Annotated in this window: 13 protein-coding genes; 7 read left to right on the forward strand and 6 right to left on the reverse strand. The window is 67.4% G+C overall.

Annotation, left to right across the window (positions count from 1 at the left end; genetic code table 11):
* Positions 1–107: 107 nt before the first annotated feature.
* The 4 genes from AC5Y5V_RS27305 to AC5Y5V_RS27320 form a co-directional block, all read right to left on the reverse strand.
* Positions 108–2,636 carry a serine/threonine-protein kinase PknD gene (locus AC5Y5V_RS27305; protein ID WP_499941415.1) on the reverse strand — a complete coding sequence of 843 codons (2,529 nt, stop codon included), beginning with the start codon at positions 2,634–2,636 and terminating at the stop codon, positions 108–110.
* A gap of 522 nt (positions 2,637–3,158) precedes the next feature.
* Positions 3,159–3,743: an ATPase gene (locus AC5Y5V_RS27310; RefSeq protein ID WP_499941417.1), complete on the reverse strand. Its 585-nt coding sequence runs from the start codon at positions 3,741–3,743 to the stop codon at positions 3,159–3,161.
* Between the two features lie 13 nt (positions 3,744–3,756).
* Positions 3,757–4,128 carry a TA system antitoxin ParD family protein gene (locus tag AC5Y5V_RS27315; RefSeq protein WP_499941419.1) on the reverse strand — a complete coding sequence of 124 codons (372 nt, stop codon included), beginning with the start codon at positions 4,126–4,128 and terminating at the stop codon, positions 3,757–3,759.
* Positions 4,129–4,170: 42 nt separating this feature from the next.
* Entirely contained in the window at positions 4,171–5,736 is a 1,566-nt protein-coding gene (locus AC5Y5V_RS27320; protein WP_499941421.1) for a PE family protein, read from the reverse strand.
* A 431-nt stretch (positions 5,737–6,167) separates the two neighbouring features.
* Between AC5Y5V_RS27320 and AC5Y5V_RS27325 the strand changes: the two genes are divergently transcribed.
* Positions 6,168–6,446: a GlsB/YeaQ/YmgE family stress response membrane protein gene (locus tag AC5Y5V_RS27325; protein ID WP_499941425.1), complete on the forward strand. Its 279-nt coding sequence runs from the start codon at positions 6,168–6,170 to the stop codon at positions 6,444–6,446.
* Positions 6,447–6,450: 4 nt separating this feature from the next.
* Here AC5Y5V_RS27325 and AC5Y5V_RS27330 read toward each other — a convergent pair whose 3' ends face one another.
* Entirely contained in the window at positions 6,451–8,172 is a 1,722-nt protein-coding gene (locus AC5Y5V_RS27330; protein ID WP_499941427.1) for a CocE/NonD family hydrolase, read from the reverse strand.
* Positions 8,173–8,278: 106 nt separating this feature from the next.
* Here AC5Y5V_RS27330 and AC5Y5V_RS27335 point away from each other — a divergent pair, with 106 nt between their 5' ends.
* Complete coding sequence (locus tag AC5Y5V_RS27335; RefSeq protein WP_499941428.1) at positions 8,279–8,983, forward strand: M15 family metallopeptidase; 705 nt, start codon at positions 8,279–8,281, stop codon at positions 8,981–8,983.
* A gap of 60 nt (positions 8,984–9,043) precedes the next feature.
* Positions 9,044–9,856, forward strand: coding sequence for a class I SAM-dependent methyltransferase (locus AC5Y5V_RS27340; RefSeq protein ID WP_499941429.1), 813 nt, complete (start codon positions 9,044–9,046; stop codon positions 9,854–9,856).
* A gap of 72 nt (positions 9,857–9,928) precedes the next feature.
* On the opposite strand, the gene AC5Y5V_RS27345 is transcribed toward AC5Y5V_RS27340, so the two are convergent.
* Positions 9,929–11,452 carry an amidase gene (locus AC5Y5V_RS27345; RefSeq protein ID WP_499941430.1) on the reverse strand — a complete coding sequence of 508 codons (1,524 nt, stop codon included), beginning with the start codon at positions 11,450–11,452 and terminating at the stop codon, positions 9,929–9,931.
* A gap of 103 nt (positions 11,453–11,555) precedes the next feature.
* On the opposite strand from AC5Y5V_RS27345, the gene AC5Y5V_RS27350 reads away from it, so the two are divergent.
* Genes AC5Y5V_RS27350 through AC5Y5V_RS27365 form a run of 4 tightly spaced genes read left to right on the forward strand, consistent with a single transcriptional unit; the run spans position 11,556 to position 15,530 of the window.
* Positions 11,556–13,133 (forward strand): methylmalonyl-CoA mutase family protein, encoded by a 1,578-nt coding sequence (locus AC5Y5V_RS27350; RefSeq protein WP_499941431.1) that lies wholly within the window; start codon positions 11,556–11,558, stop codon positions 13,131–13,133.
* Positions 13,133–13,558 (forward strand): cobalamin-dependent protein, encoded by a 426-nt coding sequence (locus AC5Y5V_RS27355; protein ID WP_499941432.1) that lies wholly within the window; start codon positions 13,133–13,135, stop codon positions 13,556–13,558. The genes AC5Y5V_RS27350 and AC5Y5V_RS27355 overlap by 1 nt, the downstream gene beginning before the upstream one ends.
* Complete coding sequence (locus AC5Y5V_RS27360) at positions 13,543–14,499, forward strand: LLM class F420-dependent oxidoreductase (RefSeq protein WP_499941433.1); 957 nt, start codon at positions 13,543–13,545, stop codon at positions 14,497–14,499. Before AC5Y5V_RS27355 ends, AC5Y5V_RS27360 begins: the two co-directional genes overlap by 16 nt.
* Before the next feature lie 47 nt (positions 14,500–14,546).
* Positions 14,547–15,530, forward strand: coding sequence for a CaiB/BaiF CoA transferase family protein (locus AC5Y5V_RS27365; protein ID WP_499941507.1), 984 nt, complete (start codon positions 14,547–14,549; stop codon positions 15,528–15,530).
* Positions 15,531–15,542: the final 12 nt, after the last annotated feature.

The raw sequence follows: 15,542 nt of genomic DNA on the forward strand, positions 1-15,542 counted from the left end.
GTGTCCGCGTAATCGCGGCACGCCGAACAGCTAATTTGAAGGGGTAGACGCCATTGTCGGGCGCTGCACAGGGCCTTCGCGGACATTTGAGATCCCGCCCGAGAGCGTCAGCTCGGCGGCAGTTTCAGCACTCGGTTATTGCCGGCGTCCGCGACGTAGACATTGCCGGCGGCGTCGACAGCGACGCCTTGCGGATTGTTGAGGCCGTTGAACGGCAACGTGATTGCCGTACTCGACTCCTTGACCAGCTTCAGGACCCGATTGCCGCGGCTGTCGGTCACGTACACGTTGCCGTCGGTGTTGACCGCCACCCAGTCCGGACGACCGATCACGTAGGGCAGGACGGTATCGGCCGTCGCCGTCCGGGGCAGTTTCAGCACCCGCTCGTTATCCCGATCGATGACGAAGAGGGCGCGGTCGCCGCCAACCGCAACGGCTGAGGGGCCCGCCAATCGGCCGAACGGCAGGTAGGTCTGCTCGGTCGAATGCGTAAGCAGTTCCACCACCCGGTTGTGCGCGGCGTCGGTGACGAAGACGGCGCGGTCGGCGCGGGGGCCGCTCGAAGTGACCGCTACGCCCGTGGGCTCCCCGAGGTCGGTGAACGGCAGGACGGTCGGGCTGGTCGACCCTGCCGTCAACTCCAGCACCCGGTGCCGCCCCGGTTCGGTGACCACCACGTCGCCCGCATGGTCGACCGCCATGTCGTCGGGATGATCCAGACCGGCGAACGGCACGACAGTCTGGGTGGTCGAGCCGGCGGCCAGCTTCAGCACACGGTTGTTGCCGCTGTCGACGATGTAGACGTCGCCCTGCGCGTCGACCGCAATGCCCCTGGGTCCGTCCAGACCGGTAAACGGCAGCAGGATCTGACCCCGCGCCTTCGAATGGATCGGGAACAGGTTGATGAGCCCGACGAAAGCGGCGACGACGACGATCACGGCCGCGGCGATGCCAAAGGCGCGGCGACGATTACGCGGTGATGGCGCCGCCGGCAAAGCAATCGCGGTCTTCGGCGTTTTTGTCAGAGCCGAGACGGCGGTGAGTGCCGCCCGGGCAGCCACAGCCAGTTCTTTCGCGGTCTGGTACCGGTCGTCGAGTTCCTTGGCCATTCCACGCGCGATGACCTCGTCGAAACCGACCGGTATCGCAGGGTCGACGCTGGAGGGTTGGGGCGGCTCGCTGAACAAATGGGCGGCGGCCAATCCTTCCACGCCGCCGCCGGCGAAAGGTACGCGCCCGGTCAAACACTCGTACAGCACACAGGCCAGCGAGTACACGTCGCCGCGGGCATCGGCGACGGTCTCGAGCTTGAAGCGCTCCGGAGCCATATACGCGGGGGTCCCCGGGTTGACATTTGTGCGGGTCAAGCGAGTGCCAACTGCCTCCTGCACCAGGCCGAAGTCAATCAAGTACACAAACTCGTCGGCGACAATCAGTAGGTTCGACGGCTTCACATCACGATGCACCAGGCCCGCCTTGTGAGCTGCATCCAGTGCGGCGGCGGCCTGTTCGACAACCCGGACCGCCTTGAGCGGGCTCATTTGCCCATCGCGGCGGAGCACGGTGTTCAGGTCGATGCCGTCGATGATCGGCATCACCAGATACAGACGCCCGTCTATCTCGCCGGCGTCATATATCGGGACGATGTTCGGGCTGGCCAGTCGGCCCGCCGCATAGGCTTCGCGGCGAAACCGCTCCTCATAACCTGGCTCGCTAGCCAGTTCCGGCCGCAGCACTTTGACGGCCACGTCGCGGTCCAGCGCGGTGTCCTTGGCGCGATATACCGAGCCCATGCTGCCCTGACCGAGCAGTTCGAAGAGCCGATAGCGGCCGAACTCCACTGCGACCGCCGGACTAGCTGCTGCAGCGACGGGCGACGCGAGCGCGTCTCGTGCCGCCACGGCAAACTCGCGGGCGGTTTGATATCGGTCCTCGGGCCTCTTGGCCATGCCACGCGCAATCACTTCGTCGAATCCAGTCGGGATCGCCGGGTTAATGGCGGTCGGCTTGGGCGCCTCGCCCTCTGAATGCGCGGTGACGAATTGTTCGCGGCTGTCGCCTTTGACCGCTTGCTGCCCGGTCAGGCACTCATAGAGCACGCACGCCAGCGCGTAGATGTCGCTGCTGGTGTCGGCGGGACCGGGCCCGAAGCGCTCCGGCGCCATGTATGGCCAACTCCGAGCGGCGAGCCCGAAATCGAGCACGTACACAAGTTCGCCGGAAGCTACGAACAGATTCGACGGCTTCAGATCGCCGTGAACCAGCCCGGAATTATGGGCGGCTTCCAATGCCGCGGCAGCCTGTTCGACCAGCCGCACAGCCGACCTTGGATTCATCGGCCCGTCGCGACAGAGCAAGCTTTGGGCGTCAATGCCGTCGAGCATGGGCATCGCCAGGTAAAGCCGTCCGTCGACGTCGCCGACCTCATAGATCGGGATGATGTTTGGACTGCTCAGCCGCGCCGCAAGGGTGACGTCGTCGCGGAGTTTCTCCTGCTCTGCAGGAAGCACCCGAATGGCCACTTCGCGACTCATCGTCGCGTCGTAGGCCCGATAGACCGTGCCCGTGCCGCCCCATTGGAGCGTCTCGAGTAGCCGGTAGCGCCCGAAGACCTCGCCGGACGCGTCCGCTCCCACCGATCCTCCCTCCGAGCGCACGAACGGTGCCTGGATGCTACAACGCCTGCATGCGGCGCCCGAGGGCTTTGGTCCAGCTGGTCTGGCCACTACTGCGGCCGTGCGCCGGACTGGCTACAGGCCGACGAGCGGCGCGACCCTAGGGCTGCGCGGGAGGGGCCGGAGCCGCGTTGCCGTACAGGCAGTCGTGAAACTCCTGACTGCCTGGGCTGAAGTCGAAACCGCAGTTGCAATCATGGGCCTGCTTGGCGGGAAGCGAATCGCAATACGGGGTGCCGGCCGAGGCCGATGGTGCCGTCCACATAACACCAGCGGCCAAGGCCGCCGATACCGCGCCGACCGCGGCCGTCCATACTCTCGCCTTCATGAGGGGATTCCTGTTCTCTTGAGCGGCGGCCCGCTGCCGACGCTGGTTGCGGCCGTAGCAGCTACGGCACCGCGCTAGCCGAATACTAGGGCTCCCAAGGCCTGTCCGCGATTCGAAGCGCGCCCAGCAACGCAGCGGGGGCACCCCGGTCCGCGCTAGCCCGGCTCAGGCCACCGGGTCACCAACGGCGCCGCCGTCCACGGGGGCCAAGCGGCCGAGCCGACGACGAAACCGTCGTTCATCTGCGCCACGATCCGCGGGCCACGCAACGCACTGTTGTCGTAGACGGTTGCCAAGTCGGATCGCGTGATCGCGGCGGTGACGAGCGGCCAAAGGCGTTGGAAGCGTCCGCGGATCTTGCCCTCGGGCACATAGTGGCCACCGGCGGCGACGCGATGGGCAACCCGCTGCACCGCTAATTCCTCCGGGATCAGCAGCACGTGCAGGACGACGATGTAGCCCGCGGCGTGGGCGGCGTCGATCAGCTCGAGCTTCGACGGGTGGGAAAATACCGTCTCGGCGATGAACGACCGGCCGAGCTCGATCAGGCGAACCCTGGTGTCGGCGGCCACGCGCGCGGCTTCGTAGGAACGCGATGCGGGATCGTCGGGCCAGCGTTGTTTGGCGATCTCGTCGGCGTTGACGAACGCGCTGCGCGGTAACAAAGGACCCAGCGTGAGCTCGACGAACGTCGACTTGCCGGCGCCGTTGGGCCCGACGACGAGATCGAGGCGGTTCATCGAACCGGGGCGGTCACTTCCCGCGTGCGTCGGGCCGGTGTTCGACGATATCGCCGGCCTCGTTGAGAGCGACCGTGGTGATGCCGCGCCTGGCCAGCACCGCACCATAGTCCGCGCCTGAGAGCTGCTCCTGGATCGCCGCGGCGATCTCGGCGTTGAACACCACGCCCTCCTCGACGCTGAGTTCACGCAAGTCCAAGTCACCGGATAGCGCGGCCTCGACCCTGCGCCGTGCCGCCGTGTGCTGGCTGGACACGGCGCGGCCCACCCGCGCCCAGTGGTCGAGCTGCTGTTTGGCCGAGCGGCTTTGCCGCGCTCCCTCGACGGCCGCGCTTTCCACCAGATCGGGGGCGAAGCGGGTGACGCGATCAGCAGTCCCTGCCATGACGACCTCCGTGTAGCAATCTGTAACCAGCGTAGCAATATGCTACGCAAGGCCGGGATCGACCGCCTCCGCGAGCGTCGCCAGCTCCAGACCGGCCAAGAAGGGGAGTAGCCCGACGTCGGCAGCGATCGGCAGCCCGATCGCGTTGATCAGGCCCTCGAGCGGCTGGCCGTTGACCATTTGCAGCACGCCGTCCAGGAACAGGTTCACGTCATACGACGGCAACGAGACCAGCACCGCGGTCGCGATATCCGCCGTCGGGAGCAGCGTCGAGTAGGCCGTCGAGAGCGTGCTCCCCGCGATGTCCGCTATCCGTGTGCTCGCCGCCTGTATATCCGCGAGACTAGGCAGGGCCGGCGGTGCCACGGGCAGCGACGACGCCAACCCCGCGGTGTGGACGTCGTTGATCACGGCGCCGATTCCCTGGTGAATCCCGCTGACCAGCGCCGGTCCCAGCGCGACCGTGTCGCTGAGCGGCGGCAGGAATCCGAACGGCGTGGTCACGTTGGCCGGTCCGGTGGACCAGCCGTAAGCGGGATCGCCGTAGCCCCAGTTGACCAAGGGAGTCAATACGGGTTGCAGCGCGTCCGCGATCGGATTGCCGATCACCGGAATCAGCCGTACCGGCTCCAGCAGCGGCAGATTCTCCGTCGGGATCATGTAGTACGTCGTCGTGGTGGCCCCCTGCGTGGGCAGGGCGATCGCCGAATTGAGCTGCGCCGTGGTCAGCGTTTCATAGCCGGTGTGCACCGTAGCCATGCCGACCACCGCATTGAGGTCGGAGAACACGTTGATCGGGTATTGCGGAAAGTCGGCCCAGCCGTCGTATTCCAGCGTGTAGACCTTGGTCGTGAAGTCGTTGCTGGGCGCCGGGCCGAGCGTCGAAAAGCCCAACGTCGGCAGACTCAGGCCGGGAAACCGCGCGTCCCAGCCGCCATTGGGATTCATCGAGTTGCCAAGCAGCACAAAGTTTATCGGCAGTGAACTCGGCGTTCCGCCGGGATCCAGCAGCTTCATTTCGAGCGAGGCGATGTTGGCGCCCTGCGAGTAGCCCACCACGTTCACCGTGTTGCCGGCCGCGAGCTGCTGCTGGATCGCGAGGTCCAAAGCCGAAACGCCCCGGGAAATCGAGACGTCCTGCGGCAGATCCTTGACGCCGCTATCGGGGTATTCGCCCGCCGGCATAGGCAGGCCCCGGGCGAGGCCGGCAGGGAAGTTGGGCGTGACGTACCGGCGGACGATGTTGTCGACAAAGCTCTGCGGGGGTATCGGCGTTCCGCTGCCGTCCATCACGAGCGTGACGTACTGGCCGGCCAACGCGCCGACGCCGACGGCCTCGGTGCCGGCATACTCGCTGCCGGCCGCGGCCAACGTGCGAGCGAAGTCCGAGTAAGTCCCCGTCGCCCGTCCTAGCAGGGTTCGCCACTCGCCGGCGTACGCGTCGAACAGGGTCGCTATCCGCGCGGAGACCTCGTCGGCGGCGGCGGCGACCAAACCGCTTGTCCTGTCCACCGCGGCCAGGCTGGCGTCGCCAATTGTCGTGCCGATCGCGGCCACCCGCGCTGCCGCCGTCGTCATTTCCTGTGGCTGCGTGCGCACGTACGCCATGGGACCCCCTTACCGACGTGAGCAGCCTGTCACATCGGCCCCGGGCCGGTTGGCTAGCTGGCTAAGGAGTTCGACAGCGCGACGGGGAAAGCGGGCTCGCGAACCAGTGGGGCCGCGGTGAATACCGGTCCGAACACGTTGTCCACCCCGCCGGGACGGCAGAAGGCGCACAGCACAGGGGCCAGCGTGGGGTACCCGCACGCAGGACAGACGCAGGTGGTCACGGCACGGCCCTCCTAGTGGACGTCCTAATGAACAGTTGTCGAATGCTTCCCCCGGTTACCCTCCGCCAGAGACATCTAAACGGTTCTGCGGCAACGGTTGCGGCGTATATCGGAAGACCCTAAGCGGTTGTTACAACCCGGTGCTTCGTGGGAACTCGTATTCGAAGTTGGTGTCCACTCGGGACGCTGATAGGACAGGAGCGGAAAATGATCGGCACAGTAGTCCTCGCCCTCGTCGTCGGCGCGGTCATCGGCGTGGTGGCGCGTCTCGTCATGCCGGGCAAGCAGAGCATCGGCATGATCATGACGGTTCTCCTCGGCGCCCTGGGTGGCCTGATCGGGTCAGCCGCGGCAAGCCAGTTCGGCTACCACAATGCCAACGGTGGAATCGCCTGGATTCCGTTCTTCATCGGAGTGGGCGCCGCCGTGGTTCTCATCGCGATCTACGAGGCCGTCACGGGCCGCCGCACCAGGCTGCCTCACTGATCCACTAGTCAAGCACCGGGACCAGCAGCCGCGACGCCGAACGCACGGTGTTCAGGCTGCTGGTCCCGACGCTTGCGTGCCGGAAGTTCATGATCGCCGGGGTCGACGGGTCCTGGTCGTCGCTGGCGAGAACCAGGCGGATGCGGTGGCCGCTGCGGAACCGTCGCGCGTTGGGCACCAACGGGATTCGGTAGACGACGTCCTCGCCCAACGGCACCGCCTGTGGAGTGCGACACGGCAGCACCGGGGCACCGGGGCGACTGGCGGCCTCGTCTACGTCGCGCATGCTGGCGCGCAGCCAGCCCGCGGTGACGTCGGTCGTCGTGCCGTCGGGTGCCACGTCCTGCAGCGTCACGAGCCAGGCGGTGTCGATCGCCGTTGCTGAAGCGACCAGACGCAATTCGATGTCGCCCACCACGTCGACGTCGGTGTCCAGCGGTGCGCCGGTCCACGCCAGCATCGACGGAGGATCGATGGCGCTGGGCTTGACGCGGCCCAGGCCGGCGCCCAGCACCATGAGTTCGCGGCTGCCGGGTTCGCCTTCGTCTTCGCCCAAGACGCCGTCGGCGCGTAGCGCGAATTCGCGGTGCGGGGCGTCCGACGGTGGCCACGCCTGCGCGGTGCGCCACTCGTCGGCGCCGGGCAGGTAGTACCGGACGGACGGTCCGTCGAGAATCCCGGTCTCGCGGCCCTTGAGCCAATGGTCATACCACGCAAGCGCTTCGGTGTGCAGGCTCTCCCATGGCCAGGTCAAGCCGTACTGACCGAGCATGCCCATCTGCACGAATGGGTTGTCCGCCAATCCTTTCCACATCGCAAACGTCGACGGCAAATGCAGCGGCACATTCTCCCAGTCGCAACCCAGGTATACCGGTATGTCGATTTCCTTGAGCCGCGGCAACAGGTTTCGATCCTCCCACCACTCGTCGCGGACCGGCCGCCGGACGGCGGCGTCGAGCCAGAGTTCGTCCCACGGGTGCGGATCATGCGGCAGCTTGATCAATTGGCGCAGCATGGTAACCGCCGACTCGCCGTTCATGGTGGCGAACTTCTTGTGCAGCCGGGGGGTATTGAGCACGCGGCGGGCCAGGCCGACGGGCTTACTGCGCCACAGCTTGTCGCTGCGTTCGGAGGTCAGTCCGATCATCGCCAGGAACGGTGTGACGAACGACGAACTCATCAGCCCGTGGTGGCTGGCGGCCTCGAACGCATCGGCCGACGCGGCGACGGGGAAGATCGCCTTCAGGTGCGGCGGACGCTCGACGGCCGCGGCGAGCTGGGTCATCGCGAAGTAGCTGATGCCGATCATCCCGACGTTGCCGTCGCACCACGGCTGCGCGGCGACCCACTCGACGAGGTCGAAGAGGTCCCGGCGTTCCTGCGCGTCGAAGAACGTGTACGTGCCGCCGGAGCCGCAGGTGCCCCGCAGGTTGGCGATCACGTGCACGTAGCCCCGCGGCACCCAGAAATCCGTGGCGCCGGCCTCGATGAAGCCGGCCGGCGCGCCCAGGTCCTGCATCTGCCGCGGGTAGGGCGACGCGGCCAGCAGGGCGGGGAAGCGGCCCTGGGAATCGGGGCGATGGACGTCGGCCAGCAGCGTGATGCCGTCGCGCATGGTGATGGCCGCGTTGTTCTCGCGGCGGATCGCGTATTGCGGCTCGCTGAGGTTACGGAACGTCCGTCCGGTGGTCTGGGGGCCATTGAGGGTGCGCGTCGCTTGAGGCATAGTCTCACGCTACGTTGAAACTAATTTCAACGCAAGATGAAATTTTCGACGGGCCGGACGTGCGGCGCTGCCGCGGCGACGACGTCCTCTGGCGGACACTGTCCAAATGAACCTTTTGCGACGGGTCGTTCTGGTGGCGGTCGGCACTGGGCTGATCGCGCCGCCGGTCGCGGTCGGTGATCCGTCCGGACCCGCCGTACCCCCGGTCAGCGACGCGGCGCACGCGGCCGGCTTCGTCGACGTCCGCACCGTCGTGCCCGACGCCATCCTCGACCTGCGCTATGCGACGAAGAACAACTTCACGCACACGCAGCTATATCCTTCCGATGCCCGTTGCCTGGTGCACCAGTCGATGGCGCCCGGTCTCGGCGCCGCCGCGAACTCCCTGCGCGGGCAGGGGCAGGTGCTGGTGTTCTGGGACTGCTATCGCCCGCACGAAGCCCAGGTCAAGATGTTCAACGTCGTCCCGAACCCCGCCTGGGTCGCACGTCCGGGGCAGTATGCGCACAGCCACGAAGCGGGGCGTTCGGTGGATCTGACCTTCGCGTTCGCGCAGTCGCCCTGCCCGCCCGAGCGGCAAGAGGCGGGCGGGCCGTGCCTGGCCGACATGGGCACCGATTTCGACGACTTCACCTCGCGTGCAAACGCTTTCGCTACCCAGGGCGTCAGCGTGACGGCGCAGGCCAACCGCAAGCGGTTGCGCGACGCGATGGCCTACGGCGGCTTGTCGGTCTACTCCGGTGAGTGGTGGCATTTCGACGGTCCCGGCGCCGGCGTCGACCGCCCGATTCTCAACGTGCCGGTCGACTAACTGTCTCACATAGTAAGATTGCTGTCTCAATATATGGCTGCGACGCGGTAGGCTGCCGTCATGAGCGACGAACGCCGGACCGTCTACACCCATGGGCATCACGAATCGGTGCTGCGCGGTCACCGGCAACGCACCGCGGAGAACTCCGCCGCCTACCTGTTGCCGCATCTGCGTCCGGGGCTCTCGCTGCTCGACATCGGTTGCGGCCCGGGGACCATCACCGTCGACCTCGCCGACCGGGTGGCCCCCGGATCGGTGACGGCCGTCGAGCAGACCGACGCTGCGCTGAACCTGGCTCGCGCCGAAGCCCAGGCGCGCAACGTGACGAACGTGTCGTTCGTGACCTGCGACGTGCACGCGCTGGACCTTCCCGACGATTCCTTCGACGTTGTCCACGCGCATCAGGTGCTGCAGCACGTCGCCGACCCGGTGCGGGCCCTGCAAGAGATGCGACGGGTATGCGCGCCGGGCGGAATCGTCGCGGCGCGCGACGCCGACTACGCGGGTTTCGTCTGGTTCCCGCAGTTTTCGGCGCTGGATCGCTGGGCGGACCTCTACCAGCGGGCGGCCCGTGCGAACGGCGGCGAACCGAACGCGGGCCGACGGCTGCTGTCGTGGGCGCTCGCGGCCGGCTTCGAGGACGTCACGCCCACGGGCAGCATGTGGTGCTACGCGACGGCGGAGGCCCGAGCGTGGTGGGGCGGCATGTGGGCGGACCGGATTCTGCAATCGGACCTGACCCGCCAGTTGGTGGACTCCGGAATGGCCAGCGTGGCCGAGCTGGAGGAGATCTCCGCCGCGTGGCTGGACTGGGCCGCGGCGCCGGATGGTTGGTTCGCGATACCCAACGGCGAAATCTTGTGCCGCGCTTAGCGGATTTGATGGCGAGCAGACGCAAAAGCCCCCAGAACCGGGCCGTTTCGGGTGCTTTTGCGTCTGCTCGCGCTAAGGAGTCGGGAACCCGCCGCAGAGGGACTCGAACGCGTCGGCGAACTTCAGCACGGCGGCGTCGTCGAAACGCTTGCCCACGATCATCATTCCGACGGGCAGGCCGTCGAGCATGCCCGCGGGCACCGAGATCGCAGGATGGCCGGTGACGTCCGTGGGCGCGGTGTTGAACGCCTTGCCGAGCGCGCGGTCCAGCAGCGCGAGATCCGTGGGGCTGCCTTCGGGCAACGTCTCCGCCGTCCCGGGCACGGTCGGCATTACCAGCACGTCGAACTGGCGCAGCGCCGCGTCGTAGGCCGCGCGCGCGTGGGGAACCAGATTGCGCGCCTTGGCATACGACACGCCGCCGAGCCTGGTCAGGCCGTAATGGCCGGCCAGCGCCGTGGCCTTGACGGTAACGGCCAAGGCATCGGCCATGGCGGCCCGCTGTCGCGCGAAATGTGCCATGAGTTCCGGGTCATACAGCCCCTCTACACCGAACCCATAGCCGTTGCCGTCCATCATCTGATGGGTGGCACCGTCGGTGAAGACGACGTTGAACACCTGCATCGCGAATCGGTGCCAAGGCACGCTGACTTCGCTGACGGCGCAGCCGATCTCAGTGAACCGCCGCGCCGCCGACCGGACCAGCTCTTCGGCCGCCGGCAGCGCGCCGGGCTGTCCGAAACCCTCGACCAGAACCCCCACCCGCAGGCCCGCCACGTCGCCGGTGAGCGCGTTGCGGTAGTCGGCAACGGGGACGTCAGCCGCTTGGCGCGGGTCCAAGCCGTCGGGCCCGGCGAGCACGGTGAGCACGAGGGCCGCGTCGGCGACGGTGCGCGTCATCGGGCCGAGGTGGTCGATCGTGCGCTCGATCGGGAACGCGCCCGTGTAGGGCACCAGCCCGTGCGTCGGCTTCAGCCCGACGATGCCGCACAGCGACGCCGGAATCCGCACCGACCCGCCCTGATCGCCGCCCAGGGCCAACTCGACCTCACCGGACGCGACGAGCGCGGCGCTGCCGCTGGACGACCCGCCCGTCTCGCGCGCGGGATCCCACGGGTTGCGCACCGGCCCGCTGGCGGAGGTGAAGCTCGAGCCCGAGTCGCACAGGTCCTCGCACACGCTCTTGCCGGCAACGACCGCGCCCGCGTCGAGCAGTCGTTCGACGACGGTCGCGTCGCGGCCGGGGACGAACCCTTCCACCGCGCGCGACCCGTTCATCATCGGCAGCCCGGCCACCGCGATGTTGTCCTTGATCGCCACCCGCCGTCCGGCCAGCGGCCCGTCGGCGCCGGAGCAGATGTCCGCGGTCACATACCAGGCGCCGAGCGGATTGTCGTCGCCCGACGGGAATCGATACGCGCGCTCGGGCGCCGCCGGCCGCGCAACCTCGTCATACAGCCGGTCCACCTCGTCGTAGGACGTCAACGTGGCCGCGACGAGCGCCGTGTATTCCCGTCGCGCCTGCGCGTCGAGGTGGAAACCAAAATGTTCGGCCGCGGCGTCGATGTCCGCCTGCGTGGGCCTAGAAACCGCCATGCGCACCCTCCGGTCGTCGTCGACAGCAAGCGTAATGTGATGTTTGCCCAGCTCAGCGATACGGTATTGGCATTCTCTTTTTTTGCAAGTACGTTATTCAACGATGGATAATGCAGCTCAGACATCGTCGGGCATCCCGCTCGCGCCGGTCTACGGGCCGGAGGATCGCACCGAGGAGCCACCGCCGCCCGGGGAGTTTCCCTTCACCCGGGGCAACTTCGCGTCCGGGTACCGCGGCAAGCTGTGGACGTTCCGGCAGTATTCCGGTTTCGGCACCGCCGAGGAATCCAATCGCCGCTACCGCTACCTGCTGGAACAGGGTGGGACGGGGCTATCGGTCGCGCTCGACCTGCCCACCCAGTGCGGGTTCGACTCCGACGATCCCGACGTCAGCGAGGAAGTAGGGCGCGTAGGCGTGGCAGTGGACACACTGGCCGACTTCGAGGTCCTGTTCGACGGCATACCGTTGGACAAGCTGAGCACCAGCATGACGATCAACGGCACGGCGGCGATCCTGCTCGCGTTCTATGTGGCCGCGGCGGAGAAGAAGGGGATACCGCGGGCAAAGCTCACCGGCACCATCCAGAACGACATCCTCAAGGAGTATGCGTCGCGCGGGACCTGGATCTGGCCGCCGGAGCCGTCGCTGCGGCTGATCGCGGACACCATCGAGTTCTGCGCCGCCGAGGTGCCCAGATTCAACGCAATCTCGGTGGCCGGCGCACACTTTCGCGACGCCGGGGCCACTGCGGTGCAGGAAATGGCGTTCACCCTCGCCGACGGTGTCACCTATTGCGACACCGTGGTGGAACGGGGCCGCATGACTATCGACCAGTTCGCGCCGCAGATCTCGTTCTTCTTCTACACCCACGGCGACTTCTTCGAGGAGATCGCCAAATACCGTGCGGGACGCCGACGTTGGGCGACGATAGTGCGGGAGCGCTACGGCGCGAAGACGGACAAGGCAGCGATGTTCCGCTTCGGTTGTGTCTGCGGCGGCGCGTCGCTGTATGCGCCGCAGGCGCAGAACAACCTGGTGCGGGTGGCGTACGAGGCGATGGCGGCCGTACTGGGCGGCGTGCAGTCGATGTTCACCGCGGCGTGGGACGAACCGTTTGCGCTGCCCTCCGAGGAATCCACCACGCTGGCGCTGCGCACCCAACAGATCCTGGCCCACGAAACCGGTGTCGCGCGCGTCGCGGACCCCCTCGGTGGGTCCTACTTCGTCGAGTCGCTGACCGACGCCACCGAGGCGCGGATCATCGAGATCATGGACGACCTCGAGCGGCACGGCGGCATGGTCAGCGCGATCGAGGACGGCTACCTACAGGGCCTGATCGCCGACGAGGCCTTCACGATGCACCAAGAGATCGAGGCCGGCATCCGCCCGGTGGTTGGGGTCAACCGGTTTGTCTCCCAGGAGTCCGAGCCGGACATCGTGACCTACGAACTCGACGCCGAGGGCCGCGACCTGCAGCTTAAGCGGCTCGCCAAGGTCAAAGCCGAAAGGGACAGTGGCGCAGTGCAATCCACCCTGGCCGCGCTGGCCCGCAGCGCCGAGGGCACCGACAATCTCATGCACAAGCTGGTCGACTGCGCGAACGCCTATTGCACGGTCGGAGAGATGGTGTCCACGCTGAAGGCCGTGTGGGGCGAATTCCAGCAACCGGTGGTGTTCTGATGGCCGTTCGTGTGCTGGTGGCAAAGCCCGGCCTCGACGGGCATGATCGCGGCGCCAAGATCGTCGCCCGCACGTTGCGCGACGCGGGGTTCGAGGTCATCTACACCGGAATCCGGCAGCGGATCGAGGACATCGCGTCTATCGCCGTACAGGAAGACGTGGCCGTCGTCGGCCTGAGCATCCTGTCCGGCGCGCACCTGGCGCTCACCGTCCGCACGATCGATGCGTTGCGGGCCGCAGATGCCGCCGACATCGCCGTCGTTGTCGGCGGGACGATTCCGCACGCCGACGTGCCGAAGCTGCTGGCGGCCGGCGCCGCGGCGGTGTTCCCCACCGGAACCCCGCTTGACGACCTGGTGCGCGAGATCCGCGCGCTCACCGGCACCCCCGAACCAGCGCTGGAGGAACCGTGCGCGTCGGAGTGATGATCGGCGCCGAGCGCGGCGACATGGCCCGCAAGGTGGCCAAGCTGGCCTCAGACATCGAATGGGCCGAGTCCGCGGGTCTGGACACCGCGTGGATGCCGCAGGTGCCCAACGATTTCGACTGCCTGACCATGGTGTCGTTGATGGCCGCACACAGCTCGCGCATCGAGCTGGGCACCGCGGTGGTGCCGCTGCAGGCCCAGCACCCGATCGCCCTTGCCCGACAGGCACTCTCGACACACGCGGTCGCCGGTGGGCGCCTGGCGTTGGGCGTCGGGCCGTCGCACCACTGGATCATCCGCGACATGCTCGGCCTGCCGTACGAGAGGCCGGCTGCGTACACCCGCGACTACTTGGAGGTGCTCAACGCCGCCATCGCCGGCCCGGGACCCGTTGACGTCGAGAATGATTCGTTCACGGTGCACAACCCGACGGCAATCGGGGCCGATACGCCGATGCCGGTGCTGGTCGCCGCGCTGGGCCCGGTGATGCTGCAGCTCGCCGGTGAACTGGCCGACGGCACGGTGTTGTGGATGGCCGACGAGCGCGCGATCGGCGACCACATCGCGCCCAAGATCACCAAGGCCGCCGCCGACGCGGGGCGCCCCGCGCCGCGGATCGTCGCGGGTATCCCGGTATGCCTCTGTGCGGCTGGACAAGTCGATGAGGCCAAGGAGCGGGCCAATCGCATCCTGGGTGAGGCCGAGGTGTCGCCCAACTACCAGCGCCTGCTCGATCGCGGCGACGCACGCGACGTCGGCGATCTGTGCGCCGCCGGCGACTCGGAACAGATCCTGGCCCGCATGCGTCGCTTCGCCGACGCCGGCGTGACGGATCTGTCGGTGCGGCTCCTGCCGATCGGCGACAACCGCGACGAGCTCGTCGCCTCCAAACGTCGTACGCGGGAGATGATCGCCGGGCTCGCGACGGAGTTGCGGTGACATCCGATGGGCCGCTGTCGGGCATCCGGATCCTGGAGGTCGGCACCATGTTGGCCGGGCCGTACGCCACCATGTTGCTGGCCGACCTCGGCGCCGACGTCGTCAAGATCGAGCCGCCCGGCGGCGAGATCTCCCGCAGCGTGAGCGACACCTATTTCGCCAGCCTGAACCGCAACAAGTCCAGCCTGTGTTTGGACATGAATTCCGATGCGGGGCAACGACGCCTGGGTGAACTGGTGGCCGAATCGCACGCGCTGCTGGTGAACCTGAAGCCGTCGGCCATCCGGCGGCTGGGGCTCACCTACGAGGCGCTGCGACGCTGGAACGACAAGATCGTCTGCGTGGCCATCACCGGTTTCGGACTGTATGGCGGCGACGATCCGGCGTTCGACTATGTGGTTCAGGCGGCCGTCGGCACCGCCGCGCTGACGGGCGACCCGGACGGTCCGCCGGTCCTGCCCGGCTACTCCTCGGCCGACAACTCGACCGGAATGTCCGCGGCGCTGGGGCTGCTGGCCAAGATCGTCTCCGGCACGGGTGGTCAGGTTGATGTGTCGCTGCGCGACGTCATGCTGTCGCAACTCAACTACCACGCCTCGGCCTACCTCAACAGCGGCACCGAGCCGCAGCGCCGGCCGTATGGCGCCCACTCCTACTACGTTCCGGCGCAACTGTTCCCCACCTCGGACGGGTATCTGGCGCTGTTCATCACCCACGACGGTTTCTGGAAATCCTTTGCCGCCGAGGCGGGTATCGGCGGCTTCGAAACGATGGCCGAGCGTGTCACGCGCCGCGACGAGGTGCTCGCGGTCGTGACGGCGATGCTGGCGACCGACACCGCCGTCGGCTGGGAGCGGCGGCTGCGTCCGCTCGGAGTGCCGGCCGCGGCCGTCCGGACGTTGCCCGAGGCACTGGACGCAACCCCGGAAGTTGTTGTGTCAGCGGGCGATTACCGCCTCGTCGGCAGCCCGATCCACGTCGACGGCTATCAGCCGGACTACCGGCCGCCGCCGACGCTGAACGACGGGTGAGCGCCGCCTGAG

This window comes from Mycobacterium sp. NGS68 (genome assembly GCF_059812195.1).

Excerpts from the sequence above, each read along its gene's own strand:
- AC5Y5V_RS27310 (WP_499941417.1), bottom strand. The coding sequence starts at position 3,743 with ATGAACCGCCTCGATCTCGTCGTCGGGCCCAACGGCGCCGGCAAGTCG.
- AC5Y5V_RS27315 (WP_499941419.1), bottom strand. The coding sequence starts at position 4,128 with ATGGCAGGGACTGCTGATCGCGTCACCCGCTTCGCCCCCGATCTGGTG.
- AC5Y5V_RS27320 (WP_499941421.1), bottom strand. The coding sequence starts at position 5,736 with ATGGCGTACGTGCGCACGCAGCCACAGGAAATGACGACGGCGGCAGCG.
- AC5Y5V_RS27325 (WP_499941425.1), top strand. The coding sequence starts at position 6,168 with ATGATCGGCACAGTAGTCCTCGCCCTCGTCGTCGGCGCGGTCATCGGC.
- AC5Y5V_RS27330 (WP_499941427.1), bottom strand. The coding sequence starts at position 8,172 with ATGCCTCAAGCGACGCGCACCCTCAATGGCCCCCAGACCACCGGACGG.
- AC5Y5V_RS27335 (WP_499941428.1), top strand. The coding sequence starts at position 8,279 with ATGAACCTTTTGCGACGGGTCGTTCTGGTGGCGGTCGGCACTGGGCTG.
- AC5Y5V_RS27340 (WP_499941429.1), top strand. The coding sequence starts at position 9,044 with ATGAGCGACGAACGCCGGACCGTCTACACCCATGGGCATCACGAATCG.
- AC5Y5V_RS27345 (WP_499941430.1), bottom strand. The coding sequence starts at position 11,452 with ATGGCGGTTTCTAGGCCCACGCAGGCGGACATCGACGCCGCGGCCGAA.
- AC5Y5V_RS27350 (WP_499941431.1), top strand. The coding sequence starts at position 11,556 with ATGGATAATGCAGCTCAGACATCGTCGGGCATCCCGCTCGCGCCGGTC.
- AC5Y5V_RS27355 (WP_499941432.1), top strand. The coding sequence starts at position 13,133 with ATGGCCGTTCGTGTGCTGGTGGCAAAGCCCGGCCTCGACGGGCATGAT.
- AC5Y5V_RS27365 (WP_499941507.1), top strand. The coding sequence starts at position 14,547 with ATGTTGGCCGGGCCGTACGCCACCATGTTGCTGGCCGACCTCGGCGCC.